General features: G+C 71.2%; 23 protein-coding genes. 8 read left to right on the forward strand and 15 right to left on the reverse strand.

Annotated elements, in window-relative coordinates; all coding sequences use genetic code 11:
* From ACWDVW_RS15240 to ACWDVW_RS15250, 3 genes are all read right to left on the reverse strand, one after another.
* Positions 1 to 746: methionine adenosyltransferase (locus tag ACWDVW_RS15240; protein WP_449948694.1), on the reverse strand; the 746-nt coding region annotated here is incomplete at its 3' end.
* Positions 747 to 966: 220 nt separating this feature from the next.
* Positions 967 to 1,956, reverse strand: coding sequence for an FAD binding domain-containing protein (locus tag ACWDVW_RS15245; protein ID WP_449948697.1), 990 nt, complete (start codon positions 1,954 to 1,956; stop codon positions 967 to 969).
* The gene (locus tag ACWDVW_RS15250; RefSeq protein WP_449948700.1) at positions 1,953 to 2,489 is read right to left on the reverse strand and encodes a (2Fe-2S)-binding protein; all 537 of its coding nucleotides are present in this window, start codon (positions 2,487 to 2,489) and stop codon (positions 1,953 to 1,955) included. Before ACWDVW_RS15250 ends, ACWDVW_RS15245 begins: the two co-directional genes overlap by 4 nt.
* Positions 2,490 to 2,608: 119 nt before the next feature.
* Here ACWDVW_RS15250 and ACWDVW_RS15255 point away from each other — a divergent pair, with 119 nt between their 5' ends.
* Together ACWDVW_RS15255 and ACWDVW_RS15260 are read left to right on the forward strand one after the other, a co-directional pair.
* Positions 2,609 to 3,595, forward strand: coding sequence for an XdhC family protein (locus tag ACWDVW_RS15255; RefSeq protein WP_449948702.1), 987 nt, complete (start codon positions 2,609 to 2,611; stop codon positions 3,593 to 3,595).
* Positions 3,596 to 3,806: 211 nt separating this feature from the next.
* Positions 3,807 to 4,400: a nucleotidyltransferase family protein gene (locus ACWDVW_RS15260; RefSeq protein WP_131053206.1), complete on the forward strand. Its 594-nt coding sequence runs from the start codon at positions 3,807 to 3,809 to the stop codon at positions 4,398 to 4,400.
* A 31-nt stretch (positions 4,401 to 4,431) separates the two neighbouring features.
* Here the strand turns inward: ACWDVW_RS15260 and ACWDVW_RS15265 are convergent, their stop codons facing one another.
* From ACWDVW_RS15265 to ACWDVW_RS15300, 8 genes are all read right to left on the reverse strand, one after another.
* The gene (locus tag ACWDVW_RS15265) at positions 4,432 to 5,559 is read right to left on the reverse strand and encodes a Fic family protein (protein ID WP_449948705.1); all 1,128 of its coding nucleotides are present in this window, start codon (positions 5,557 to 5,559) and stop codon (positions 4,432 to 4,434) included.
* Positions 5,560 to 5,608: 49 nt separating this feature from the next.
* On the reverse strand, positions 5,609 to 7,015 hold the full coding sequence (locus ACWDVW_RS15270; protein WP_449948707.1) for a GH1 family beta-glucosidase: 1,407 nt from the start codon (positions 7,013 to 7,015) through the stop codon (positions 5,609 to 5,611).
* The gene (yicI, locus tag ACWDVW_RS15275; protein ID WP_449948709.1) at positions 7,012 to 9,243 is read right to left on the reverse strand and encodes an alpha-xylosidase; all 2,232 of its coding nucleotides are present in this window, start codon (positions 9,241 to 9,243) and stop codon (positions 7,012 to 7,014) included. Before yicI ends, ACWDVW_RS15270 begins: the two co-directional genes overlap by 4 nt.
* A complete protein-coding gene (locus ACWDVW_RS15280) occupies positions 9,240 to 10,124 on the reverse strand; it encodes a carbohydrate ABC transporter permease (RefSeq protein WP_449948712.1) in 885 nt (294 codons plus the stop codon). The genes yicI and ACWDVW_RS15280 overlap by 4 nt, the downstream gene beginning before the upstream one ends.
* The gene (locus tag ACWDVW_RS15285; RefSeq protein ID WP_449948714.1) at positions 10,124 to 11,095 is read right to left on the reverse strand and encodes a carbohydrate ABC transporter permease; all 972 of its coding nucleotides are present in this window, start codon (positions 11,093 to 11,095) and stop codon (positions 10,124 to 10,126) included. Before ACWDVW_RS15285 ends, ACWDVW_RS15280 begins: the two co-directional genes overlap by 1 nt.
* A 70-nt stretch (positions 11,096 to 11,165) precedes the next feature.
* A complete protein-coding gene (locus tag ACWDVW_RS15290) occupies positions 11,166 to 12,461 on the reverse strand; it encodes an extracellular solute-binding protein (RefSeq protein WP_449948718.1) in 1,296 nt (431 codons plus the stop codon).
* A gap of 36 nt (positions 12,462 to 12,497) precedes the next feature.
* Positions 12,498 to 13,595 carry a LacI family DNA-binding transcriptional regulator gene (locus ACWDVW_RS15295; RefSeq protein ID WP_449948992.1) on the reverse strand — a complete coding sequence of 366 codons (1,098 nt, stop codon included), beginning with the start codon at positions 13,593 to 13,595 and terminating at the stop codon, positions 12,498 to 12,500.
* Positions 13,596 to 13,741: 146 nt separating this feature from the next.
* Entirely contained in the window at positions 13,742 to 14,551 is an 810-nt protein-coding gene (locus ACWDVW_RS15300; protein WP_131053199.1) for a metal-dependent hydrolase, read from the reverse strand.
* Between the two features lie 278 nt (positions 14,552 to 14,829).
* Between ACWDVW_RS15300 and ACWDVW_RS15305 the strand changes: the two genes are divergently transcribed.
* Positions 14,830 to 15,207, forward strand: coding sequence for a bleomycin resistance protein (locus ACWDVW_RS15305; RefSeq protein ID WP_449948721.1), 378 nt, complete (start codon positions 14,830 to 14,832; stop codon positions 15,205 to 15,207).
* A 49-nt stretch (positions 15,208 to 15,256) separates the two neighbouring features.
* Here the strand turns inward: ACWDVW_RS15305 and ACWDVW_RS15310 are convergent, their stop codons facing one another.
* A complete protein-coding gene (locus ACWDVW_RS15310) occupies positions 15,257 to 15,838 on the reverse strand; it encodes a helix-turn-helix domain-containing protein (RefSeq protein ID WP_449948724.1) in 582 nt (193 codons plus the stop codon).
* Between the two features lie 125 nt (positions 15,839 to 15,963).
* Between ACWDVW_RS15310 and ACWDVW_RS15315 the strand changes: the two genes are divergently transcribed.
* The 4 genes from ACWDVW_RS15315 to ACWDVW_RS15330 all read left to right on the forward strand — a co-directional run bounded on the left by ACWDVW_RS15315 (position 15,964) and on the right by ACWDVW_RS15330 (position 19,107).
* A complete protein-coding gene (locus ACWDVW_RS15315; protein WP_449948727.1) occupies positions 15,964 to 16,641 on the forward strand; it encodes an SAM-dependent methyltransferase in 678 nt (225 codons plus the stop codon).
* A gap of 4 nt (positions 16,642 to 16,645) precedes the next feature.
* A complete protein-coding gene (locus tag ACWDVW_RS15320; protein ID WP_449948730.1) occupies positions 16,646 to 17,149 on the forward strand; it encodes a DinB family protein in 504 nt (167 codons plus the stop codon).
* A 69-nt stretch (positions 17,150 to 17,218) separates the two neighbouring features.
* Positions 17,219 to 17,722 (forward strand): SigE family RNA polymerase sigma factor, encoded by a 504-nt coding sequence (locus ACWDVW_RS15325; RefSeq protein WP_449948732.1) that lies wholly within the window; start codon positions 17,219 to 17,221, stop codon positions 17,720 to 17,722.
* Positions 17,719 to 19,107: a TolB family protein gene (locus ACWDVW_RS15330; RefSeq protein WP_449948734.1), complete on the forward strand. Its 1,389-nt coding sequence runs from the start codon at positions 17,719 to 17,721 to the stop codon at positions 19,105 to 19,107. The genes ACWDVW_RS15325 and ACWDVW_RS15330 overlap by 4 nt, the downstream gene beginning before the upstream one ends.
* Here the strand turns inward: ACWDVW_RS15330 and ACWDVW_RS15335 are convergent, their stop codons facing one another.
* From ACWDVW_RS15335 to ACWDVW_RS15345, 3 genes are all read right to left on the reverse strand, one after another.
* Positions 19,108 to 19,695, reverse strand: a complete 588-nt coding sequence (locus ACWDVW_RS15335; protein ID WP_449948736.1) for a DUF1707 SHOCT-like domain-containing protein — start codon at positions 19,693 to 19,695, stop codon at positions 19,108 to 19,110. It abuts the gene before it with no gap.
* 90 nt (positions 19,696 to 19,785) lie between these two features.
* Entirely contained in the window at positions 19,786 to 21,591 is a 1,806-nt protein-coding gene (locus tag ACWDVW_RS15340; protein ID WP_449948738.1) for a protein kinase domain-containing protein, read from the reverse strand.
* Between the two features lie 95 nt (positions 21,592 to 21,686).
* Positions 21,687 to 23,003 carry a glycosyltransferase family 4 protein gene (locus ACWDVW_RS15345; protein WP_449948741.1) on the reverse strand — a complete coding sequence of 439 codons (1,317 nt, stop codon included), beginning with the start codon at positions 23,001 to 23,003 and terminating at the stop codon, positions 21,687 to 21,689.
* 367 nt (positions 23,004 to 23,370) lie between these two features.
* Between ACWDVW_RS15345 and ACWDVW_RS15350 the strand changes: the two genes are divergently transcribed.
* Positions 23,371 to 25,284 carry a Xaa-Pro dipeptidyl-peptidase gene (locus tag ACWDVW_RS15350; protein WP_449948743.1) on the forward strand — a complete coding sequence of 638 codons (1,914 nt, stop codon included), beginning with the start codon at positions 23,371 to 23,373 and terminating at the stop codon, positions 25,282 to 25,284.
* The last annotated feature ends 75 nt before the right edge of the window (positions 25,285 to 25,359 follow it).

Below are 25,359 nucleotides of genomic sequence, written 5' to 3' on the forward strand. Positions count from 1 at the left end.
ATCGGACCACCGATCTCAAACCGGCCCGTCGGATTCACCAACAACCGATACCCCTCGACATCCAACCCCAGACTCTCCAACTCCGGCCCGATCACATGCTCCCGCACATCCGGAGTGAGCAACGACTCCAACGAGATGTCGGCAGCGTGCTGACTCGACACCACCACCGTGTTCAACCGCACCGGACGCAGACCCTCGTACTCGATGGTGACCTGCGTCTTACCGTCCGGACGCAGATACGGCACCGTCCCGTCCTTACGCACCGCCGACAACCGACGCGCCAACCGATGCGCCAACGCGATCGGCAACGGCATCAACTCCGGCGTCTCCGAACACGCAAAACCAAACATCATCCCCTGATCACCGGCACCCTGCGCATCCAACGCGGACTCCGACGAACCCGTCCGCAACTCGAAGGCGTTATCCACACCCTGCGCGATATCCGGCGACTGCGCCCCAATCGACACACTCACCCCACACGACGCCCCGTCGAAGCCCTTCTTCGACGAGTCGTAGCCGATCCCCAGAATCGTCTCGCGGACGATCGACGGAATGTCGGCGTACGCCTTCGTCGTCACCTCACCCGCCACGTGCACCTGACCAGTCGTGATCAGGGTCTCCACCGCCACACGACTGTGCGGATCCTGAGTGAGCAGGGCATCGAGAATGCCGTCACTGATCTGGTCAGCGATCTTGTCCGGGTGGCCTTCCGTGACCGATTCGGACGTAAAGAGGCGGCGTGACACGCTTGTCCTTCCCAGAGCGAGACGGGGTCAGTGGATAGGGCGTTCCGTGGAATCACCCCTTCATGGCAGCCTGCCATGCGGCAACCGTTGGCGGCGAGTCCATGTGTTCGGGAACGCGGCTGCGGACACCACGAGGGAGTGTGGCAGTCGGCCGACCCCCTTGACGAAAGGTCGAGGTCGTTCTAAGCCTCGGCGGCGGTGCGCGGGATCGGCCCGTCGCCTACCGGTCCGTCGCGGCCAGGTCCAGCAGCGTACGCACGACGGCGTTGCGGGCCAGCGGCACCTTGAAGGCGTTCTCCGGCAGCGGTCGCGCGTCGGCGAGCTCGGCCTCCGCGGCTCGGCGCAGTCTGTCCTGGGTGGGCGGTCCGCCGCGCAGCAGGTCCTCGGCGCGGGTGGCCCGCCACGGCCGGTGCGCGACGCCGCCCAGCGCGATCCGGACGTCGCGGATGCGTCCGTCGGACAGGTCGAGTGCGGCGGCGACGGAGACCAGGGCGAACGCGTACGAGGCCCGGTCGCGGATCTTGCGGTAGTAGGAGCGGGCGGCGAAGGGCAGCGGAGGCAGGTCGACGGCGGTGATCAGTTCCCCGTGGGCCAGCACCGTGTCCGTCTGGGGCGTCGATCCGGGCAGTCGGTGCAGCTCGGTCAGCGGGATGGTGCGGCTGCCGTCCGGCCCGGTGGTCTGCACCAGGGCGTCCATCGCGGCCAGCGCCACGGCCAGGTCCGACGGGTGGGTGGCGATGCACTCCGGGGAGACGCCCAGGATCGCCAGGTCGCGGTGGTGTCCCTCGACAGCGGAGCAGCCGGTGCCCGGGGTGCGCTTGTTGCACGCCGTGGTGACGTCCTGGAAGTAGGGGCAGCGGGTGCGTTGCAACAGGTTCCCGCCCACCGTGGCGAGGTTGCGCAACTGGGTCGAGGCGCCGTTGAGCAGCGCCTGCGCGACGACCGGGTAGCGACGCCGGATCAGCGGGTCGGCGGCCAGGTCGCTGTTGGAGACGCCGGCACCGATGCGGACGCCGCCGTCGGGCAGCTCCGTGACGCTCCGGGAGGTGACGTCCCGCAGGTCGACCAGGAGATCGGGGCGGGCCACGTCGAGCTTCATCAGGTCCACCAGGTTGGTGCCGCCGCCGAGGAAGGCCGCCTGTGGTGAGCGGGCCAGCAGGGCGACCGCGCCGGCCAGGTCGGTGGCGCGCGCGTACCGGAAGGGCCTCATGACCGGGCCACCTCCTGGATCGCCGGGATCATGTTCGCGTACGCGGCGCAGCGGCAGAGGTTGCCGCTCATCCGTTCCCGGATCTCGTCGGGGTCGGCGGTGAGGTCGACCGGTCCGTGCGCGGCCGGGTCGGTGCGGTCCGGGTCGCGTACGGTGACCGCGCTGGGCCACCCGGATGCCGCCTCGGCGAGCATGGCGACCGCCGAGACGATCTGTCCCGGGGTGCAGTAGCCGCACTGGAAGGCGTCATGGTCGATGAAGCTCTGCTGCACGGGGTGCAGTCGACCGTCGCGGGCGAGTCCGGCGGCGGTGGTCACCTCGGCGCCGTCGTGGGCCACCGCCAGCGCGAGGCAGCTGTTGGCGCGTCGGCCGTCGAGCAGCACGGTGCAGGCGCCGCACTGGCCGTGGTCGCAGCCCTTCTTGGGGCTGGTGTTGCCGAGTCGTTCGCGCAGCGCGTCGAGCAGGGTGGTGCGGGTGTCGACGGTGAGCCGATGGTCGGCGCCGTCCACGCGGAGTGTGATCTCGGTGTCCATGCGGTCGTTCCCCGGAGGATCGTGGGCCGGCGAGTTAACGCTATTAAACGGATCCGTAACGTCCAAAGTCGTTGAAAGCGATAAAAAGGTACGCAACGACGTCTGGGAGGTGTCGGCGGATGTTGGCGGAGGTGTGGCCGTTCGTCGAGCGGCGGTACGCGGCCGGGCAGCGGGTCGTGCTGGCCCGGCTGGTACGGCGGACCGGCCCCGGCTCCCGGCCGCTGGGCGCCACCATGGCGGTCGCCGCCGACGGCGGTTGGGCCGGCTCGGTCTCCGGTGGCTGCGTGGAGGGGGCCCTGCTGGCGGAGGCCCGCGCGGTGCTCGACGGTGCCCGCCCCCGCCTGGCGGCGGTCACCCCCGGCGCGGAGTTGATGCCCTGGGAGGCCGCGCCCGCCTGCGTCGCCGAGTTGGGGGTGCTGATCGCGCCGGCGCCCTCCGGCGCGGTGTACGCGACCATCGGTGCCGCGTTGGCCGCGCGCCGTCCGCTGGCGGTGGCCGTCGCGTTGCGGGAGCCGTTCGACTGGTCGGTCGCGGCGAGCCGGGACGGGCTGCCCGCCGACGAGGAGTACTTCGTCGAGCAGTGGCGTCCCGGCCCGCTCCTGGTGCTGGTCGGTGCGACGGATCTGGCCGCCGCGGTGGCCGCGCTGGCCGTACCGATGGGCTACCGGGTGACGGTGGTCGACCCGCGACCCGCGTACGCCCATCGGGAGCGGGTGCCGGCGGCCGACGACGTGGTCTGCGACTGGCCCGACCGGTGGCTGTCCGCTACCCCGGTCGGGCCTCGCGACGCGGTGCTGGTGCTGACCCACGACCCGCGCATCGACGACCGCGCAATCCGGGCCGCGTTGTCCGGCCGGGCCGGTCACGTGGGGGTGCTGGGGAGCCGGGAGACGCATGCCCGACGGTTGGCCCGGTTGGGTGGTCTCGCCGGTCTCGACCGGCTCGCCGGGCCGGCGGGCCTGGATCTCGGCGGGGACTCGCTGGCCCAGACCGCGCTGTCCATGCTGGCCGAGGTGGTGGCGGTGGTCAACCGGCGTACGGGCGGCCGGTTGCGGGACGCGTACGGTCCCATCCGCGTCGGTGGCGCGTTGCCGGTGCCTGGCTGAGCCGGTCCGTCAGGGGCTCGGGCCGACGGATGCGGCATACGTCCGACGCGCACCGAAGGATGAGCGTGTTACCTAATTTATCCGATTTGCCCCGCCACTCTCCTCCGTCCGTGGTCGTTGCAAACGATGTGCGTCGGACGGGACGGACAGCGCCACGGTGCTCACCCGGTCCCACACTGGAGGGAGCGCGGTTCTGAACCGGATCGCAGGAATGATCATCGCGGCGGGAGGTGGCCGCCGCATCGGTGGCCCCGAAGCCCTGCTGCACCAGGGCGACAAACCTCTGGTCGACCAGATGATCGACACGCTGACGGAGGCGGGCTGCGGACAGATCGTCGTCGTCCTCGGGGCCGCCGCCGACCAGGTCCGCGACACCGCGCACCTGGACCATGCCACGGTGGTGGTCAACCGGGCGTGGGGCACCGGTGTCGGCTCGTCCATCCGCGCCGGCCTGGCCGGCATCGACGACGACCGGGTGGAGGCGGCGGTGGTGGTCCCGGTCGACATGCCCGGCCTGACCGCCGAGGCGATCCGCCGGGTCACCGCGCTGCCCTTCCCCGACGTGCTCGTCTGCGCCACCTACAACGGGTTGCGCGGCTACCCGATGCTGTTCGGCCGCCGGCACTGGCCGGGCATCGCCACCCTGGCCAGTGCCGACGTCGGTGCCCGGCCCTACCTGCTGGCGCACAAGGACCAGATCGTCGACATCGCCTGCGACTCGGTGGCCGACGGCAGTCGGGTGGACACCCCCGAGCTGATGGCGCTGTACGGCCTGACCGTGCCCGAGCAGCGCGTCGGCGTCTGATCGGCCCGTTGGCTGTGTCGGCCGGGACAGGTTACCGCTGGTACGGGTCGACGATCTCCTTGGGGCGTAGTGCCGGTGCGGCCAAGTCCCGGAGCGTCGTCGAGGCGACGTAGTGCCTCCCACGCGTCTGGCCACGCTGTTCGAGTAGACCCACCTTGACCAGCGCCCGAAGGTCACGGATGGCCTGGTCGTCCGTGAGACCCTCGTCGTGTTGGTACACCGTTCGGCGGACCCGGCCGCCGGTCGCCGCCAGTTGCAGGGCGCTGACGACCCGCTCGGGCAGCGCGTGTCGACCGACCCAGCCGTCGAGCAGATCCCACAGGCGGGCGGCCTGGTCGATTCGTTGCCGAACCAGTTGGGCCTGCTGATGGTGGGCGCTGAGGCAGAACCGGATCCACGGCCCGGTGTCGGTGTCCGGCTGCCAGGTCGCGCCGCCGATCTCGGCGAGTACATCGTAGTAGGCGTAGGTGTTCCGCCCGGCGCCCAGCCACTCCTCGATCGAGGAGAACTCCGGCGCCAGCACGCCGTCCCTGGCGAGGACCAGGGTGTGCAGGCACCGTGACATCCGTCCGTTTCCGTCCCGCCACGGATGGATCTTCACCAGGTTGAGGTGGGCCATCGATGCGCGCACGAGCAGCGGGACCTCCGGCTCCCCGTTCGCCAGCCAAGCCATCAACTCGGAGATCAGGGCGGGAACGTGGTCCGGGTCAGGGCCGGTGTAGACCCGCCGGCCGGTGTGGGCCTCATCGACGTAGATGTCGCCGGGCCGGTACCGGCCCGGCCATTTGGTGAGGTCGTGCCGCATCATCATGAAGTGCAGCGCGTCGAGAAGCATGTGTTGCCAGGCGAACTCCCGGGAGCGTCCGAGCTGCTGCACGTAGGTGAGGGCGTCCCGGTATCCGGTGATCACGTCCCACGTGTTCGGACTCGTGTCCATCGGTTCCTCGCCCGCGACGGCCGCCACCGCGTCGTCGAGGCCGACCTGATACCCCTCGATCGAGTTCGACCCCTGGATGGCGTGGGCGATCAGGGTCCTGCGGAGCTGGCCGCTCCACCCCCTCGGCTCGGCGACCTGGTAACGAAGAGCCTCACGCATCGTCTCCAGCTCGCCGAGAACGCGTTTGTCGTCCTGGGTCAGTTCCGGCGTCGGGTACAGCATGACGCAATCATAGGATAATCCCCAGCCAATGCCGAAATGATTTGAGCATTTAGGGGTTTTGGTCCAGCCGGTCCGTCGCCGCCAGCCGCTGGTACCAGTGGGCGCTGTCCTTCCAGAGGCGCTCCTGGGTGTCGTAGTCGACGCGGATGATCCCGAACCGGCGGTCGTAGCCGTACGCCCACTCGAAGTTGTCCAGCAGCGACCAGACGAAGTAGCCCCGCACGTCCGCGCCCGCCGCCATCGCGTCGTGGGTGGCGGCGATGTGCCGGCGCAGGTAGTCGACGCGGCGGTCGTCGTGCACCGCGCCGTCGGGCGAGACCACGTCGTCGAAGGCGGCGCCGTTCTCGGTGATCATCAGCGGCAGGTCGGGGTACTCGCGGTGCAGCCGCAGCAGCAACTCGGTCAGGCCGGCCGGCTCGATGTTCCAGCCCATCGCCGTGTACGGGCCCGGCTGGGGCAGGAAGTCGACCCGGTCGGCGCCGACCCAGGCGGAGTGCGCCGACCGGCCGTGCCCGTCGGCGCTCGACCGGGCCGAGACCCCGTCCCAGGCGCGGACCAGGGTGGTCGAGTAGTAGTTGACGCCGAGCACGTCGAGCGGGACGGCCGCGGTGCGCTCGTCGCCGTCGCGCACGAACGACCAGTCGGTGACCGCCGTCGTGTCGGCGAGCAGGTCGGCCGGGTACGTGCCGTCGAGCATCGGGCCGAGGAAGGCCCGGTTGGCCAGCGCGTCGGTGCGGCGTACCGCGTCGACGTCGGCCGCCGAGTCCGAGGCCGGGCGGATCACGTGCAGGTTCAGCGTGACCGACAGCCGCGCCGCCGGGGCCAGGTCGCGGATCACCCGGCCGGCCAGGCCGTGCGCCAGGTTCAGGTGGTGTACGGCGCGCAGCGCCGCCTCCGGTTCGGTGCGTCCCGGCGCGTGCACGCCGGAGGCGTACCCGAGGTACGCCGAGCACCACGGCTCGTTGAACGTGGTCCAGGTGTGCACCCGGTCGCCGAGCGCCCCGACGATCGCCGAGGCGTAGTCGGCGAAGCGCAGCGCGGTGTCGCGCTCCGGCCAGCCGCCGGCGTCCTCCAACTCCTGCGGCAGGTCCCAGTGGTAGAGCGTGGCGACCGGCTGGACACCGCGCTCCAGCAGCCCGTCCACCAGGCGGGAGTAGAAGTCCACGCCGGCCTGGTTGACCGGGCCGGAACCGCCGGGCTGCACCCGGGGCCAGGCGATGGAGAAGCGGTACGCGTCCAGCCCGAGTGCGGCGATGTGGTCCAGGTCGGACTCCCACCGGTGGTAGTGGTCGGCGGCGACGTCACCGGTGTCCCCGTTCAGGGTGCGTCCCGGGGTGTGGCTGTAGGTGTCCCAGATCGACGGTCCACGGCCGTCGAGCCGGGCCGCGCCCTCGATCTGGTACGCCGCCGTGGCCGACCCCCAGACAAAGCCCTCGGGGAACACGACATCACTCACTTCGCCACCTCCGTGACCTCGCAGCGGTACCCCGACGAGTCGCCCGCCACCACCTCGGCGGTGGCCGTCCCGTCGCGGTGGTGCACCTCGAACTCCGTACCGGACCCGCCGTCGGGCGCCGGCACCCGCACCCGCACCCGCTGGCCCGGTGCCGGAGCGTACAGACGCAGGGTGACGTCGTCCGCCCAGCGGTAGTCGGGCCGGTCGGTGACCGTCCCGAACGGGATGACCGATCCGGGCCGGGCCAGCACCGGGACGCTGTCGAAGCCGTGCTTCTCGGTGACCCAGCCCGGGCCGGTGACCTGCGCGTCGCTGGTCAGATGGGTCCAGGTGCCGGCCGGTACGTAGTAGGTGACCTGCCCGTCGGCGCTCATCACCGGGGCGACCAGCAGGTCCGGGCCGAGCATGTACTGCCGGTCCAGGTATGCGGCGGTCGGGTCGTCCGGGAACTCCAGGATCATCGGCCGCATCACCGGTACGCCCTCGCGGTGCGCCTCGTCGGCCGCCGCCGCCAGGTATGGCATCAGCGACATCTTGAGCCGCGTGAACCGGCGCAGCACGTCGACGGCCTCGGCGTCGTACGCCCACGGCACCCGGTACGAGCCGGAGCCGTGCAGCCGCGAGTGCGAGGAGAGCAGCCCGAAGGCGATCCACCGCTTGAACACCGCCGGGTCGGGCGTGCCCTCGAAGCCGCCGATGTCGTGGCTCCAGTAGCCGAAGCCCGAGGCGGCCAGCGACAGGCCGCCGCGCAGCGACTCGGCCATCGCCACGAAGGTGGACTCGCAGTCGCCACCCCAGTGCACCGGGAACTGCTGGCCCCCGGCGGTGGCGGAGCGGGCGAAGACGACCGCCTCGCCCTCGCCGCGTTCGGCGGTCAACAGCTCGAAGACGGTCTTGTTGTAGAGGTGGGAGTAGTAGTTGTGCATCCGCTGCGGGTCGGCCCCGTCGTGCCAGACCACGTCGGTCGGGATGCGCTCGCCGAAGTCGGTCTTGAAGCAGTCGACACCCATGTCCAGCAGCACCTTGAGCTTGTCGGCGTACCAGCGGGCCGCGTCCGGGTTGGTGAAGTCGACCAGCGCCATCCCGGCCTGCCACTTGTCCCACTGCCAGACCGACCCGTCCGGGTTGCGGACCAGGTAGCCGGCCTGCCGGCCCTCCTCGAACAGGTAGGACCGCTGGGCGATGTACGGGTTGATCCAGACGCACACCTTCAGGCCGCGTTCGTGCAGTCGGCGCAGCATCCCCTCGGGGTCGGGGAAGGTCGCCGGGTCCCAGATGAAGTCGACCCAGTGGAACTGCCGCATCCAGAAGCAGTCGAAGTGGAACACCGACAGCGGCAGGTCCCGCTCGGCCATCCCGTCGATGAACTCGGTGACCGTCTTCTCGTCGTACGAGGTGGTGAACGAGGTGGACAGCCACAGCCCGTACGACCAGGCCGGCACCCGGGCCGGGCGGCCGGTCAGCGCGGTGTAGCGGCGCAGCACGTCCTTCGGGGTGGGGCCGTCGATCACGTGGTATGTCAGCGACTGCCCCGGCACGCTGAACTGGGTCTGCGACACCACCTCGGAGCCCACCTCGAACGACACGTGCTCGGGGTGGTCCACGAACACGCCGTACCCGGCACTGCTGAGATAGAACGGCACGTTCTTGTACGCCTGCTCGCTGGCGGTGCCGCCGTCGGCGTTCCAGATGTCGACGGTCTGACCGTTCTTGACGTACGCGCCGAAGCGCTCGCCCAGGCCGTAGATCGTCTCGCCGACGCCGAGCGAGAGCCGGTCGTGGACGTACTTGTGGCCCTCGGCGTCGGTGACGACGCCGATGCTGCGTTCGGTGGACGAGGTGACCAGCTTGTCGCCGCGCAGGAAGTCGACCTTCCACGGGCCGGTCAGCGCCACCCGCACGGTCAGCTCGCCGGTGGTCAGCCGCGCGCTGAGCCCGGTGACCTCCACCTGCACCGGGTGCGAGGCGCTGTCGGCGAGGGCGAAGCGGGGCTGTTTGGGCAGCCCGCCGGAGTGGTGCCCGACGGTCACCCCGACCACGCCGGGGGCGGGGGAGAAGAAGCGTACGGTGACCACCGGGCGGTTCAGGGTGTCGCCGCGTCCGGTGATCCTGCCGATCGGGGCGAAGACGGTGAAGGACCGCTCGTCCGGCTCCACCGACTCGACCGTGCCGGGGCGCAGCACGCTCACCCCGGGACGCAGTTGCCAGTATCCGTCGGTGAACTTCACTTGTCGGCTCCTGCCGTGATGCCGCGCGCGAGGGTGCGCTGGAAGACGAGGAAGAACAGGATCGCCGGGAGGAGACTGAGCAGCGCGCCGGCGTTGGTGGTGGGAGCGTCCATCAGCCGGTCACCCTGCAACGAGGCGAGCGCGACCGGGATGGTCTGGGTCTGGTTGTCGATCAGCATCACCAGGGGGATGAGGAACTCGTTCCAGGTCCAGATGAAGAAGAAGACCAGCAGCACCGAGATGGTGGGCCGGACGTTGGGCAGCACCACGCGCCACAGGATCCGCCACTTGCCGGCCCCGTCGAGCGCGGCGGCCTCCAGCAGCGGGCGCGGGAAGGTGCTGAGCACGGAGGCGAGCAGGTACGTGCCGAAGGCGGCCTGGATGACGGTGAAGATGATGATCACCGCCAGGCGGGTGTTGTAGAGCCCGGCCTCCTTGGCGAAGTGGTAGAGCGGGTAGATCAGGGCCTCCTGCGGCAGCATGTTGGCCAGTAGGAACAGCCCGATGATCCAGAGCCGGCCGCGGACCCGGCCGATGCCGAGCGCGTACGCGCTGAGCAGGGAGACGACCACGGCGAGGACCGCGACCGATCCCGAGATGAGGATCGAGTTCCACAGCTTGACCGGGAAGTCGACCTGCTCCCAGTAGGTGCGCAGCCCGGTGGTGTAGAACTCGGTCGGCCAGCTCAGCGGCCCGTTGGTCGAGTAGTCGCCGGGCGACTTGAACGCGTTGAGCAGCATGAACGCGAACGGCACCAGCATGACCAGCGCGGCGACGGTGACCAGGGCCAGCACGATCCAGCGGGTGACGCCCCGGTGGTGCCGGTCGGGCACCCGGCGGGTACGGCCGCCTGCGCGGGGTGGGGTGAGCGTGACGGCCATCAGAGCCCTCCGTCGCGGCGTTCGGCGCGGTTCTGTGCCCGGATGAACAGCACCGCCACCACGACGATGATCAGTGTCAGCACCATCGAGATCGCCGAGCCGTAGCCGACGTTGAGCCGCTTGAAGAAGGTGAAGTAGGCGAAGTAGGAGGGCACGTTGGTGGCGTTCTCGGGCCCGCCCCGGGTCAGCGCATAGATCGGGCCGAACACCTTCATCGCGGCGATGGTGCAGGTCAGGCCGACCACGAAGGTCTCCGGCCGGATCTGCGGGAGGGTGATCGCGCGGAACCGTCGCCACCAGCCGGCGCCGTCGATCTCCGCCGCCTCGTACAGTTCGGGGTTGACCCGTTCCAGCGCCGCCATGAAGACGACCACCGGGTAGCCGAGCTGCACCCAGATCATCACGGCCATGACCATCGGCAGGGCGGTGTCCGGGTCGCCGAGCCAGTCGTGGCTCAGCGTGCCGAGCCCGATGGCGTCGAGCAGCCCGTTGAGCGCGCCGTCGGGTCGCAGGATCCAGCCCCAGACGATGCCGGCCACCACGACCGGCAGCACCTGCGGCAGATAGAAGGCGGCCCGCAGGGCGGCGGCGGTACGCGGCCGGAACCGGCGTCCGATGGTGTCGAAGAGAACGGCCGCCAGGACCAGGCCGATCAGGGTGGGCAGCACCACCATCGCGACGATCATCGCGATGGTGTTCTTGAACGAGGTCCAGAAGACGTCGTCGGTGAGCAGGGTGCGGTAGTTGTCCAGGCCGATGAAGCTGGGGTCGCCGACGCCGGACCACTTGGTCAGGGAGAGGTAGCCGGTGTAGACCAGCGGGCCGCCGATGACGAGCAGGAACAGCACGGCGCCGGGCAGCAGGTAGAGCCAGTAGCCGACGTCGGGGCGTCGGGGGCGGCGTGGGGTCTTGCCCGTCGGGGGAGACGTGGTCGCCCCCGGGCGGGCGGCGACGGTGTCGGGCACTGCCATGGGAGGTCCTTCCACGGTGGGGCGGGCGTCACCGGGTGACGCCGACGGGTACGCCCGCCCCGGCCGCCGCTCAGTCGCGCGTGATCTCCGCGACGCCGTCCTGGTAGGGCTTGGCGATCGCGTCGAGGACCTGCTCGGGCGACCTGGACTGGTTGATCAGGCCCTGGAAGCCGGAGACCAGCACGTCGTAGTAGCCGGGTACCGGCCAGTCCGGATAGAAGGACAGGCCGTCCTGGCCGCTGATGGTGTTGAAGTTCTCGATCAGCTTGCGGTCCTTCTCGTCGCTGATCGCGGCCGGGTCACCGGCCACGGGCACGCCGCCGTTGTTGCCGATCAGCGCCTGGATCTCCGGGCGCATGGTGATGTCGATGAAGTCGTACGCCAGATTCTTGGCCTTGCTGGTCTCCGGGACCACCCAGAGGTTGCCGGAGGAGCCGGCGTGCATCGTGTTGCCGGGGAAGAGGAAGCTGTCCCAGTCGTAGGAGATCTCGCTCTTGAAGCGGCCGTACCACCAGCTGCCGGAGACGATCATCGGGACCTTGCCGGAGATGAACGAGGTGCCCATGTCCTCGGCCTTGAGGCTGGCGGAGTCCTTGGCGATGTAGCCCTTGCGGACCCACTCGGCGAAGGTCTCCGCGCCGTACCTGAGCGGGTCGGCCTTGAAGTCCACCGGGTTGGCGTAGAGCTGGTAGTTGTTCACGAAGTTACGGTCCGCGCGGGAGAGCGCGAGCTGGTAGAAGAGCTGACCGGCCGGGTACTCGGCGCCGGACATGCCCAGCGGCGTGACGCCCTTGGCGACGAAGGTGTCCATCGCGGCGGTCATCTCGGCCAGCGTCGTCGGCACGGTGACGCCGTGCTCGGTGAAGAGTTCCTTGTTGTAGTAGACCATCACGTATTCGCCGTAATTGGGCACGCCATACCAGTTGCCCGAGCCCATCACGCCCTTGTCGTACCGGGCGGTGGTCTGCAGGCTGGGGCTCAGCGCCTTGTCCCAGCCGCGCTCGGTGGCCTCGGCGGTCAGGTCGCTGAGCAGGCCCTGCGAGGAGAGCAGCCCGGCGGTGGCGTTGCCCTTGTTGTACTCCATGATGTCGGGGCCCTCGGCCGAGTTGATGATCATGCCGGCGTTCTGCTGGATCTGCTCGAACGCCTTGCGCTCGAAGCGCACCTCGACCCCGGGGTGTTCGTCCTTGAAGATCTCGATCGCCCGGTCCCAGGCGATGCCCATCGCGCTGTTGGCGCTCTCGTAGTGCCAGAGCTTGAGGACGTTCGCCCCGCTGTCGTCCCCGTCGCCGCCGCAGGCGGCCAGGCTCGTCGCCGTGAGCGCGGCCACCGTGGCCGCCACGGCTACGCTGCGGAATCGTCGCATTGCTAGTCTCCCTGTTGAGTATCGAGCCGGTACTCCTCAAGCCCGTCGTCGCGTGGCAGCGCGACGGCGGGCTGCTTCGTTGCCCGGAGCCGGCTGGTCGCCGCCGGCCCCCGTGTCACTCGTGTCGGCCGTGCGCGGCGGAGCGCTGGAACCCCGGACCTCCAGCGCGCACGGCAACAGTTGCTGGTGGATCTCGCCTCGACCGCCGTCGACGTGGCGCAGCAGCGTCTCGATGGCGATCCGGCCCACCGCGGAGCCGGGCGAGCTCATCGCGGTCAGCGCGGGCGTCGCCAGCTCGGCGACCTGAGGTGAGGTGACCATCGAGACGACCGAGACGTCGTCGGGGACCGAGTGGCCCCGGGTGGCCAGCTCGCCGAGCAGGCCGAACACGGCGTTCTCGTTCATGGCCAGGATCGCGGTCAGGTCGGGTGCCTGTCGCAGCGCGGTGTCCAGTGCGGCCCGGCCCCCGGCGGCGCTGTCCTCGGCGGGGATCATCAGTGGTTCCAGGCCGTGTCCGGTCATCGCGGCGGTGAACGCGTCCCGGGTCCGCAGCGCCGGACCGTAGCCCTCGGCGAGGGTGTCGGCGGAGTGGTTGACGTAGACGATCCGGCGGTGCCCGAGGTCGACCAGGTGAGCGACGGCGTCCTGGACGGTCTGCTCGAAGTCGATGTCCACGTAGGACAGGCCGGTGGTGTCCGCGGTGCGGCCGATGAGCACCAGCGGTACGCCGACCTCCCGCAGCACGTCCACCCGGGGGTCGTGCAGCTGCACCTCCATCAGCAGCGCGCCGTCGAGCATCCGCTGGCTGGCCAGCCGACGCAGCTCGTCGAGGTCGCCGACGCCGATGGGGGAGAGCACCAGGTGGTAGCCGGCCGCACCGGCGGCGGCCGCCGCGCCGGTGACGAAGGCGGTCTCGGTGGCGCCCAGACCGCGCTCGTCCATCGGCAGCAGCAGGCCGAGGATCCGGCTGCGTCGGCTGGCCAGCCCGCGGGCCATCGCGTTGGGCTGGTAGTCGAGCGTGGCCATCGCCGCGAGGACCTTGTCCCGGGTGGCCTGGGAGATCGGGCGGGTGCCGGTGAGCACGTACGACACGGTGCTGACCGAGACCCGGGCGAGGCGCGCCACGTCCTGCATGGTGGCCACGGGCACCTCCCTCGCGGGCTCGTCGAAACGCTTCGACTAAGCGGTTCGACAGAAGGTAGGTCACGTGTTACAGCCACGTCAATAGCCAATGACGAACCGGCGTCCAGGCCCCGAGTGGACCCTTCGGGCCCAGGCGGTCAGATGTCGAGGTGGAACTTCTCCAGCACCGACGGGGCGACCAGGCCCAGCGCGGCCAGTGTCGAGACGACCATGAGTCCGGTGCGTACGAAGACGGTCTCGGTCCGTCCGCCGGCCCGCATCGCGATCTTGTCGGGCAGGCTGATCGGTGTCCACATCCGCCGTTTGATCGGAATCGGCCACAGGATCGGTACGCCGGCTCGGGTGATCATGTCGCCGAGGATGTGCACGAACGAGCCCACCCCGACCGCCAGCCCGATCATCGGATAGCCGCGGTCACCGGGCAGGTTGACGGCGGTGAACACGGCGGCGCCGGCCGAGACCAGCGTGACGATGACCCAGCCGGCGCGTGCGGCCCACTTGTCGAACAGGCCGCGCAGCGCCAGACCGATCATGAAGAACAGGATGCCGATGACCGCCCACTTGCCGTACTGGACGCACAACGTGGTGGTGCCCCATCCGACCAGCACCGTGAACGGGATGGTGTGGGTCAGCGTCCGGTGGCCGTTGTTGCGCTTCGGGTCCCGGCTGAGTTTGGTGGCGTAGTAGACGCCCAGCGAGATCTTCTCCACCACCTCGGCGACGAACAGCGAGAAGACACCGAAGGTGCGGGCCACGGTCGCGCCGCCCCGGTTGCGGGTCACCTTGCCGGACAGGTCGATGTCCGGCAGCAGCGCGGCACCGGCGCAGACGGCGGTACCGACGGCCAACGCCAGCGGCGACTGCTCGTAGTCGTAGAAGTGCTGGAGCGCCCAGGACCCGCTCAGCCATACCGCCGCGCCCGACAGCGCGTGCGACGGACCCATCATCTCGGCTCGCCCTCCCCAGGGATCTTGAGCGCCAAAACTACGTCACTGTAGTTCTCCGCCACGCCGCAGGGGGACCGCCGTTGGCCTCCACAAGGGACAGCGCCGTGGCGCTGCCCGGGGAACGGCCCGACCACCAGGGAGTATGGCAGCGCCGAAGGGCTCACCGAACCGCTTGTGTCGGCCATGGGACGCGGCGTACCGCCGACCTGTCGTAGCCCGGCGGTACGGTCTCCGGGACGTCGTCGCCGCACATCGGCGCTTCCGGATGGGGTGCCCGCATGCCCACAGAGATCACTTTCGACAGGATCGCCCCGGTGGTGCCGGTGCGTGACCTGGACGCCGCGCTGGACCGCTACCGGCGGCTCGGCTTCACCGTGCGTGCCCACACCGGGCCCGAGCGGTACGGATTCGTCGAGCGGGACTCGGTCTCGTGGCACCTGACCGAGTGGGCCGAACACGACCCGACCCGCACGGCGTCGGCGCTCTACCTGTACGTCTCCGATGCCGACGCGCTGCATGCCGCCTGGGCCGCCTCGGGTGTCGACGGCCGGTTGGGCGAGCCTCACGACACCCCGTACGGGCTGCGCGAGTTCGCCTATGTCGACCCGGACGGCACGCTGCACCGCATCGGCTCACCCGTTCCCGCGCTGGGTTGACCGGACGGGCGGGCCAGCCACCGTCGCACGCCGCGCCGCGCCGAGCCGGCTACGCCCGGTGCGTCGGTGTCACGTGGGCGTGCTCTCCCTGCGGACCGAAGAGCGTGAGCAGTTCCGCGGGCCGCTCGTCGGCGCTGCCGATCCAGTGCGGGATGCGGGTGTCGAACTCGGCCGCCTCGCCGACGCCGAGCCGGAACTCCTGATCGCCGAGGACGAACCGGACGGTGCCGTTGAGCACGTAGAACCACTCGTATCCCTCGTGGGTCTGCGGTTTCGTCGTCGGCGACCGCCCCGCCGGCGGATAGATCACCTTGTACGCCTGGACGCCGCCGGCCCGCCGGGTCAGCGGCACCAGCACCAACCCGGCGCGCCGGATCGGCCGGAGGTGGATGCGCGGATCGCCGGTGGGCGGCGCCGCGACCAGATCATCCAGCGGTACGCCGTACGCCCGCGCCAGCGGCAGCAGTTGCTCCAGTGTCGGGCGCAGCTTGCCGTTCTCGAGGCGGGACAGGGTGCTCGCCGTCAGGCCGGTCTCGCTCGCCAGCGCCGCCAGCGTGGTCTGACGCGCTCGGCGCAGCGCCCGCAGTCGCGGCCCGACACCGGCCAACACGTCCCCGGCAGAGTCGTCCATGCCCCGATGATTGCGGATCCGCAAGAGAAATTGCTACCGGGCAAAGGTGCTGGTGATGCTGGCGGCACCGCAGCGCGCGATCGGCCTGCCGGACGCCGGTGCGCCGACCTGACGAAAGGGCACCAATGGACGCCACCGGAGCACGCACCGCTCACGAAGCATCGGACCCGAACGGGCCGGACGACGCCGTTCGGTTCTGGGAGCGGCACTACCGCTCCCGGCGTACCTGGGGCGGACGGGCCAACCCGCTGCTCGCCGAGACCGCCACGCCACTGCATTGCGGCGACGCCCTCGACTTGGGCTGCGGTGCCGGCGGCGACACCCTGTGGCTGGCTCGCCACGGGTGGCACGTCACCGCCGTGGACATCTCCGCCACCGCCGTCGACCGGGTCCGGGCCCGCGCCCGCGAGCTCGGCCTCGGCGACCGGGTCGTCACCGAACGGCACGACCTGACCAGCGGCTTCCCGGCCGGCCGGTTCGACCTCGTCTCCGCCCAGTACCTCCACACGCCGTTCGCGATGCTGCGCAGCCGGATCCTGCGTACCGCCGCACGGGCCCTGCGCCCCGGTGGACACCTGCTGATCGTCGACCACGGCTCCACCGCCCCCTGGTCCTGGAACCAGGACCCCGACGTCCACCACGCGACCCCGCACGAGGTCGCCGCCGACCTCGAACTGGACCCCGCGCACTGGACGGTGCTGCGCGCCGATACGCCCCATCGTCGCGCGACCGGACCGGCCGGTCAGGTCGCGACCGTCATCGACCACGTCCTGCTCATCCGACGTGCCACCGGAACGGAGTGACGACGTGCCGACCGACCGCCCACGACGAACCCGCACCCGGGACACCGGACCGGCCTGGACCGGCGCCGACGAGAAGGCCACCCTGCGAGGATTCCTCGACTACCTGCGTACCTCGATAGCGGACAAGGTCGCCGGCGTCGACGAACCGCAGGTCCGTACGGCCGGGGTGCCCTCGGGGACCAACCTCCTCGGGTTGATCACGCATCTCACGCACGTCGAACGCTTCTACTTCCTCGGCGAGACCGTCGACAACTGGCGGGCGACCATGCGGCCGTCCGCCGACGACACCGTCGAGGGCGTACTCGCCGAATACCGGGCCACCGTCGAGCGGGCCAACCAGGTCATCGACGCCTGCTCGGACCTGTCCCATCCCGCCCCGCGACCGCCTCGACGCGGACCGGCGCCGTCGATGCGGTGGGTGCTGGTGCACATGATCGAGGAGACCGGCCGGCACGCCGGCCACGCCGACATCCTCCGCGAACGGATCGACGGATCCACCGGCCGCTGACCGACCCGTCACCATCGACCCCAACCATCGGTGTGCCCTCTGACGTTCTAGAGCGGTGAGGGGGTGGGCATGGTCCAGTCGTTCCACGAGTTCGTGGTGCATCGTTCGCCGGGGTTGTCGCGGACGGCGTATCTGCTGACCGGGGACCACCAACTTGCCGAGGATCTGTTGCAGGTGGCGTTGGCGCGGACGTATCGGCATTGGCGGCGGGTTGCCGATGGTGACCCGGAGGCGTACGTGCGTCGGGTGATGTATCACCAGCAGGTGTCGTGGTGGCGGCGGCGTCGGTTGGTGGAGCGGTTGGAGGCGCAGCCGCCGGAGCGGTCGGCCGGTGACGCTGCTGAGGCCAGCGCGCTGCGTATCACTCTCGCCGCTGCGTTGCGGCGGCTGACTCCGCGTCAGCGGGTGGTGATCGTGTTGCGGTTCTACGAGGACCTGACGGAGGCGCGGGTCGCCGAGGTGTTGGGTTGCTCGGTCGGCACGGTCAAACGCCACGGGCATGACGCGTTGCGGCGGCTGCGGGAGATCGCCCCCGACCTGGTCGACGACACGGCCGAGAGGAGTGCACGGTGACCAGCCGACTGCGCGAGGCGTTGCGGGACACGGCGGAGGACGCGCCGGTCTACCCGGTGTACGAGCGGGCGCTGGCCACCGCACGACGCACCCGACGCCGGAACCGGGGCGCGGCAGCGCTGGTCCTGGCCCTGGTCGCGCTCGCCGTGACAGTGGCGCCGGTGGGGCGCGCCCCGAGCGTGGACCCGGCCGACGGGGTCGCCGGTACGCTGCCCGACCGGATCGGCCTCCCGCCGATCGGTGCGCTGCACGTCACCGACCGACCGCGCCTCGGCCCAGCCGCCGTCCTGTTCAGTGGGCACCGGAGTGACGAGGACGAGACCATCGGCGTGGTCGGTGCCGACTCCGATCGCTATCGGATCCTGCGGATGGGAGCCGATTCGCCGGTCGGCGAGACGGTGCTGCTGTCCCCGGACGGCCGGTACATCGCCCGGTCCGCCGACGATCCGGAGCGGCCGGGTGTCGACGTCATCGACCTGGTCACCGGTCGCACCCGGCACGTGGAGAGCACCTCGGAGCACGTGACGTTCGCGTACCCGGCGGGGTGGGCACCGGACGGCCGGCACATCGCCGTGGTGGACCTCGTGTTCGTCGACGCGCAACGGTCGAGCCTGCGGTCGGTGCTCAGCATCGTCTCGGTCGACGGGCGCCAGCGGACCCGAGTGCAGGAGGCAGCCCAACAACCGATCTTCGCTCACCCGGTCGCGTTCACGCCGGCCGGCGACCGGCTCGCCTACCAGGTCGGCAACACGGTCTGGGTGGCCGCGCGGGACGGTACGCGGTTGTCGTCGTTCGCACTGCCCTACGAATCCACGTTGGCCGGCAAGGGAGCGTGGACGCCGGACGGTCGGTGGCTGACCCTGGCCACCCGTCGCGTGGACAGCACTGAATGGCACCTGCGGCGGGTGGACCCGCTGACCGGCCGCGACGCCGCAGCGCTGGACCTGCCGGCCGTCTCCGACGTGACCACCATCCGCCTGCTCGGCTGGGGACCGGACGGGTCCGCGCTGGTCGTGGGCTTTACCCCGCACCCGCTGTCCGAGGACCGGTTCGACCAGCCGTTGGAGATCGATCAGCGCACCTCGTACGGGAGTGTGAGGGGCGTGCGGGTGCTCGCGCTGACGCCGGGTGCTGCCGAGCCGCGTACCGTGCTGACCGCTCCGGATCAGATTCTCGCGATCGACGTGGCCGACGGTGTGATCGAGAGCGGTCGGGTGCGGCAGGCGAGTCCGCCCGGTGGGGTGGGCGGCCGGTTCTGGTGGTGGACGGGGCTGATCATCCTGGTCTGGGGCGGGATCGCCGCCTATCGGGGCCGGGTCGGGCTGGCGCTCTGGTTCGATGACCGGCGGGTCCGGCGGGCTCGTGCCGCAGCGGGCGAGGAGTGATCAGCTCCACCAGCGTTTGCGGGGCGCCCGGACGGTCACGTCGCCGAAGATCGCCCGGCAGGTCACCTCGATCACCGGGGAACCGGGGGTGACCGGCCCGGTCAGCTTCGACTTCTTGTCGCCGAAGACCGCGCTGCCGGTGAGCCGTACGTCGGTGCCCTCCGGCACGACGATGACGACGCTGCCGAAGATCGCGTCCGCGTCGATCCTGGTCACCCGGGCGGAGAGCTGGGCCTCGTGCAGCTCGATCCGGCAGTCACCGAAGACGGCCCGTGCTTCGATCAGTTCCGGTGCCGCCCAGGCGCCCTTGCGGACCTCGCTGCCGAAGACCGCCAGGAGCTTCTCCGGGGTCGGGGCGTGCCCGCCCAGGGGCTGCACGCTCCGGCCGGGGTGGTCCGGCAGGTCCGTGGTCAGCCGGGCCAACTCACCGCGCGTCTGGGAGGCGTGTGCGGCACCGGCCCGCTCGGTGTACTCGTCGAGGGTGATCCGGCCCTCGGTCACCGCTTTGCCGAGCACCTCCACGACCTCCTCCCGTTCCCGGTCGGAGACTCGCAGCCGGTCAGTGTCGTCGTGCCGTTCCCGTTCCACGCCCCCGAGCCTAGCGGCGTGCCGCACCGACCCACCCCACCCGGCCTCCGTCGATCCTCCAGCACAGCCGGTGATTCAGGCGCCGAGGAGTCAGCGGCGGGGGCGGAAGCCGGAGCGGATGGTGGCGAACTGGGCGGTCGAGGGCTCCCAGTCGTACTCGTGGGTGATCCAGCCGAGCGTCCAGGCGCGGTCCCGGGTCTGCCCGTCCGGCACGATCTGCGTGGCGCGGAGCCGGTCGCCGTGCGGGGTCAGCCAGCCGAACTCCCACGCCGTGGCGTCGCCCACCCGGCCGAGCCGGAACTCCTGATAGCCGGGAAGGGTGCCGGCGGCAAGCTCGCGGTCCCGGACCGCGCGCAGCCGCGCCACCGGCCCGAGGCTGGTGTCGGTGGTCCGGGCGACGGTGAGCGCGCGTCCGGTCGCCGGATCCTGGAAGCAGGCCACGTCGTCGTCGCGGGAGTGCCGCCACTGCTCCGGTACGGCCACCCGGAAGCCGCTGCGATCGGTGTGCCAGGCCCAGCCGGTCGGCGGCCGGAATGTCTCGTCGTCGGTCTCGGGGGTGGTCGTCTCGATCGGCCCGCCGTCGACCCAGGGCCGCACGCAGGGCAGCGGCGGGGGTACCAACCCGCCCGGTGGCGGTGGGGGCGGACGTCTTCCGTCGCGCGGACCCGGGCCGCCCGGTCCCGGGTCCGGGCCGCCGGCCTCGTAGGGGGCCGTCCCGGGCCACGATTCGGTGGCCCCGTGGGGTGCGTCCGGGTGGTCGTCGCCGGTGCCCACCACGGTCAGCGCGGTGCCGATGCCGGCGGCCATCGCCACCAGGACGGCGACGGCGGCGAGCGCCCAGGGCCGCGCCCCCGCACCCCGTTCACGATCCGGGTCGCCCGCGCGGGTCGGTAGTTCGAGTGGGGCGGGTTCGTCGGGCAGGTCGTCAGGGGCGGCGTCCCGCTTCTCGGTCGTGCGAGCGGCCCGGTCACCGTCCGCCGGATCGTCGGACCGGCGTCCGGATGCGGGGTCGTGCGAGGGGGGTTCGGGAGAGTCCGGTTCGGTGGGCAGGGGAGCGGTCTCGTCACCGGTCTGCGGTGGGGTCTCGTCGGGGCCGGCGGCGGCGAGCAGTCGGCGGCGGGTCTCGGGGTGGTCGGCGCGGTGCGCGGGGTCGCGGCGCAGCAGCCCGGCCAGGGCCGCCGAGAGCGGTCCGGCGTGCCGGGCCGGGTCCGGTGGCGCGGAGGCCAGCGCGCTGAGGGTGGCCATGGCGGTGCTGCGGGCGTACGGTGAGCGGCCCTCGACGGCCGCGTAGAGGGTGGCGCCCAACGACCAGAGGTCGGCCGGCGCGCTGGACACGCCCTCGGCGGCGCGTTCGGGGGCGACGTACTGCGGTGAGCCGAGGATGGTGCCGGCACCGGTCATCGCCCCGTCGCCGTCGAAGACCGCCAGCCCGAAGTCGGTCAGCAGGACCCGGCCGTCGTGGGCGAGGAGCACGTTGGCGGGCTTGACGTCGCGGTGCAGGACGCCGGCCTCGTGGGCGGCCCGTAGCGCGTCCAGCAGGGCGAGGCCGATGCGGGCGGCGCGCTGCGGGGGCAGTGGTCCGTCGGTGTCGAGGACGTCCTGGAGGGTGCGTGAGGGCACGTACTCCATGACGATCCACGGTGTCCCGCCGTCGGAGACCACGTCGTAGACGCGGACCACGTTGGGGTGGTTGAGCCGGGCGGCGGTGCGGGCCTCGCGCAGCGTACGGGCGCGCAGGTGGTCGAGTTCGTCACCGCCGAGCCGGGCGGGCAGGATGACCTGCTTGACGGCGACCTGCCGGTGCAGCAGTTCGTCGTCGGCCCGCCACACGGTGCCCATCCCGCCGCGCCCGACCAGGTCGAGCAGTCGGTACCGGCCGGCGATCAACGCTCGCACGTGTCCCCCATCCACCGTCCGGCGTACACATTAGCCAGCGGATCGGGGATCACCTATTTCGCGCGCGCGTGTCTCGACGGTCGGCAGGCGGCCCCTCACACGGCCAGCAGGTTGCCGTCGGGAATGGTGATGGTGCGGCGGCGCGGCGACGGGTCGACGGCGGGGTGCCGGGAGTGCGTGGGCCCGTGTTCGCGGCGGGCGACGGCGTAGGTCTCGGCGGTGCGGGCGGCGATGGTGGCCCAACCGTACCGCCGGCCGACCATGGTGCGGGCCGCTCGGGCGACCCGGCGGGCGAAGACCTCGTCGCCGAGGAGGTGGCCGACCGCGCCGGCCAGTGCCGACGGGTCGCTGTGCGGGAAGGTCACACCGGTGACGCCGGGCTCGACGATCTCGGCCAGGCCGCCGGTGCGGGCCACCGCCAGGGGCGCGCCGGCCGCTGCGGCTTCCAACGCGACCATGCCGAAGGGTTCGTAGAGGCTGGGGACGACGGTGGCGTCGGTGGCGCCGAGCACCGCCGGGAGCTGGGTGTTGTCCAGGAAGCCGGCGAAGCGGACGCTGCCGCCGAGCCCGAGCTGCCCGATGCGCTCCTCCAACTCGCCCCGGTACGGGCCGTCTCCGGCGATCAGCACCCGCAGCCCGGGGTGCCGTTCCCGCAGTTCGGGTACGGCGTCGACCAGGTGCTGCACGCCCTTCTCGTAGACCAGCCGGCCGGCGTACCCGACGAGTGGGCCGTCTCCGGCGAAGCGGGCGCGGGCGGTGGCGACCGCGCGGGGGCGGGCCCGCCAGGCCCGGTCGTCGACGCCGTTGGGGACCACGTCGACGTGGCCGGTGGGGACGTCGAACAGCGTGGTGATCTGCTCGCGCATGTAGCCGGAGCAGGCGATCAGCCGGGTGGAGGCGTTGCTGAGCCAGTGCTCGACGCCGTGGATGGTCCGGTTCATCTCCTCGGGCAGCCAGCCCTGGTGCCGGCCCGCCTCGGTGGCGTGGATGGTGGTGACCAGCGGCAGGTCCAGGTGTTCGGCGACGGTGATCGCGGTGTGCGCGACCAGCCAGTCGTGGGCGTGGACGACGTCGTAGTCGTCGGTGTCGGCGGCGCGCAGGGCGGCGCGGGTGAGGGTGTGGTTGAACGCCATCGTCCAGGCCAGCAGGGAGCCGGTGGCCAGGGGGAAGGTGACCGGGTCCTCGGCGGCGCGCACGACGCGTACGCCGTCGACGTGTTCCTCCAGCGGCGCGCCGTCGGCGTGGCGGGTGACGACGGTGACCTGGTGGCCGGCGGCGGCCAGGGCGACGGAGAGGGCGTGTACGTGGCGGCCGAGCCCGCCGACGAGGACGGGTGGGTACTCCCAGGACAGGATCAGCACCCGCTGCGAGCGTGCGGCGTTGATGTCGATCACGTCGGCGTTCGGTGACATACGCGCCCCCTTGGAGTTGTCCCCGCGCGGCCGGCATCAGGCCCCCCGGCGGGCCTGTCGGTGTCGCGGCTGGATCGGGACCAATCCTGGTCGGGGCTGGATAACCAGCGGAGACGTAGCCGTTGCGGTGGTGTAAAGGGCTGCCGGCGGGTGCGCGGCGGCCGGGCCGCCCGGGTGCGGTGGGGTCGCGCCCCGCGCTTCTGCGACATTCGTAGGAGTCGATCGTCGGTATGTCCCACAGGTGTCGGATGACCTGCCACGTCCGGCTTCGTAGGTTCTATTCGGACGGTGTACCGACGGGCCCTGGGTCCGCCCGCCAGCTCCGGTGTGCGGCGGTCGACGTCGGGTGCCGGGAAGGAGAAGCAGGATGCGAACCACGAGGCGATGGTGGGTTCCGGCGGTGGCGGTCGCGGTGATCGCGGCCGTCCTGCCGGTGACCCCGGCGACGGCGCAGCCGGTGTCCGCCGGTACGGGACCGGTCGTCGCGGACGGCGTCACCCAGCCGGTGTTCGGGTACGCCGACGCGATCCGCGAACGGATCTTCGTGACCTCCGACGTCGACACCGACGCCGACGGCGCGCTCGACGTCGTGGCGATGGACATCATCCGGCCCCGGGCCAGTGGGCAGGGCCTGCGGGTGCCGGTGGTGATGGATGCCAGCCCGTACTTCTCGACGGTCTGCCGGGGCAACGACAGCGAGTGCAAGGCGGACCTGGACGGCGACGGCCTCAACGACCGCTGGCCGCTGTTCTACGACAACTACTTCGTGCCGCGCGGCTACGCGGTGATCCTGCTGGACATGATCGGCACCAACAACTCGACCGGCTGCCCGGTGACCGGCGGGCGGGCGGACAACATCAGCGCGCCGACCGGCATCGACTGGCTCAACGGCCGCCGCAAGGGCGTCGACGCCGAGGGCAACGAGGTCGTCGCCGACTGGCACAACGGCCGGACCGGCATGATCGGCAAGTCGTACGACGGGACGCTGGCCAACGCGGCCGCCGCGACCGGCGTCGACGGGCTGACCACCATCGTGCCCATCTCGGCGATCTCCAACTGGTACGACTACTCGCGCAGCAACGGGCTGGTGACCCGGGCCAACAACTACTCGGGCAGCCTGGCCAACACCGTCACCAACCCGGATCGGCGGCAGTACTGCGCCCCGGTGCGGACCCAGCTCGGCCAGGGCGGCGACGACGCCACCGGCGACTACAACGACTTCTGGGCGGAACGGGACTACCTGCCGCACGCGGGCCAGGTCAAGGCCAGTGTCTTCGTGGTGCACGGCATCAACGACGACAACGTCCGGGCGGACCACTTCAGCAAGTGGTGGTACGCGCTGGCCGAGCAGAACGTGCCGCGCAAGCTCTGGCTGACCGGCACCGGGCACATCGACCCGTTCGACTTCCGCCGCGCCGAGTGGGTGCGGACCCTGCACCGCTGGTTCGACTTCTGGTTGCACGGCATCGACAACGGGATCATGCGGGAGCCGGCGGTCGACGTCGAGCGGCTGCCGGACGTCTGGGAGACGCACGCCGACTGGCCGCTGCCGGCCAGCCGACCCACCCAGGTGTTCCTGCGACCCGGCACCGACGGTGGCCCTGGTGGGCTGTCGGTGCGCTCGGGCCCCGGCAACCGTTCGGCGACGTTCCGGGACACCCCGACGATGAGTCAGGCCACCGCGATCCGGCACCCGTCGGACTCGTCGGCCAACACCGAGAACCGGCTGGTGTTCCTCTCCGCGCCGCTGACGGCGCCGCTGCACGTCTCCGGTACGCCGATCGTGCGGATCAAGGCGTCGGTCGACGGTACGGACACCAGCTTCGCCGGGTTGCTGGTCGACTACGGCACCCGGGAGCGGTTCAGCACCAGCGGTGACGGCATCCAGACCCGCAGCACCGAGGACTGCTGGGGCGAGGCGGCCACCTTCGGCGGGTACGCGGAGGAGGGCTGCTACCGGCAGACCGTCAAGACCGTGGCGAGCAACCCGCAGGAGTTGGTGACCAAGGGCGTCGTGGACGGTCTGAACCTCGACTCGCTGTACGTGTCGACGCCGCTGGTGCCGGGCGCGAAGTACGGCGTGGACGTGCCGCTGATGCCGGAGGACTACGTCTTCGAGACCGGCCACCAGATCGGGGTGGTGCTGCTCGGCTCGTACTCCGGGTACAGCAGCCGGGCCAAGCAGACCCGGGCGCAGATCACCGTGCACTTCGACAGCACCCGGATCACCCTGCCGGTGGTCGGTGGCCGCCAGGCCGCCGTGGCGGCGGGCCTGGGCTGAGCCGGTGTGCCTGGGCTGACCGGTGTTCCTGGGCTGACCTGGTGGGCCTGGGCTGACGTGGTGGGGCGCCCGTGC

This window comes from Micromonospora sp. NPDC003241 (assembly GCF_053589795.1).

Excerpts from the sequence above, each read along its gene's own strand:
- ACWDVW_RS15325 (WP_449948732.1), top strand. The coding sequence starts at position 17,219 with ATGGTCCAGTCGTTCCACGAGTTCGTGGTGCATCGTTCGCCGGGGTTG.
- ACWDVW_RS15310 (WP_449948724.1), bottom strand. The coding sequence starts at position 15,838 with ATGGACGACTCTGCCGGGGACGTGTTGGCCGGTGTCGGGCCGCGACTG.
- ACWDVW_RS15315 (WP_449948727.1), top strand. The coding sequence starts at position 15,964 with ATGGACGCCACCGGAGCACGCACCGCTCACGAAGCATCGGACCCGAAC.
- ACWDVW_RS15260 (WP_131053206.1), top strand. The coding sequence starts at position 3,807 with ATGATCATCGCGGCGGGAGGTGGCCGCCGCATCGGTGGCCCCGAAGCC.
- ACWDVW_RS15245 (WP_449948697.1), bottom strand. The coding sequence starts at position 1,956 with ATGAGGCCCTTCCGGTACGCGCGCGCCACCGACCTGGCCGGCGCGGTC.
- ACWDVW_RS15265 (WP_449948705.1), bottom strand. The coding sequence starts at position 5,559 with ATGCTGTACCCGACGCCGGAACTGACCCAGGACGACAAACGCGTTCTC.
- ACWDVW_RS15350 (WP_449948743.1), top strand. The coding sequence starts at position 23,371 with ATGCGAACCACGAGGCGATGGTGGGTTCCGGCGGTGGCGGTCGCGGTG.
- ACWDVW_RS15250 (WP_449948700.1), bottom strand. The coding sequence starts at position 2,489 with ATGGACACCGAGATCACACTCCGCGTGGACGGCGCCGACCATCGGCTC.
- ACWDVW_RS15345 (WP_449948741.1), bottom strand. The coding sequence starts at position 23,003 with ATGTCACCGAACGCCGACGTGATCGACATCAACGCCGCACGCTCGCAG.
- ACWDVW_RS15295 (WP_449948992.1), bottom strand. The coding sequence starts at position 13,595 with ATGCAGGACGTGGCGCGCCTCGCCCGGGTCTCGGTCAGCACCGTGTCG.
- ACWDVW_RS15285 (WP_449948714.1), bottom strand. The coding sequence starts at position 11,095 with ATGGCAGTGCCCGACACCGTCGCCGCCCGCCCGGGGGCGACCACGTCT.
- ACWDVW_RS15290 (WP_449948718.1), bottom strand. The coding sequence starts at position 12,461 with ATGCGACGATTCCGCAGCGTAGCCGTGGCGGCCACGGTGGCCGCGCTC.
- ACWDVW_RS15300 (WP_131053199.1), bottom strand. The coding sequence starts at position 14,551 with ATGATGGGTCCGTCGCACGCGCTGTCGGGCGCGGCGGTATGGCTGAGC.
- ACWDVW_RS15305 (WP_449948721.1), top strand. The coding sequence starts at position 14,830 with ATGCCCACAGAGATCACTTTCGACAGGATCGCCCCGGTGGTGCCGGTG.
- ACWDVW_RS15255 (WP_449948702.1), top strand. The coding sequence starts at position 2,609 with ATGTTGGCGGAGGTGTGGCCGTTCGTCGAGCGGCGGTACGCGGCCGGG.
- ACWDVW_RS15280 (WP_449948712.1), bottom strand. The coding sequence starts at position 10,124 with ATGGCCGTCACGCTCACCCCACCCCGCGCAGGCGGCCGTACCCGCCGG.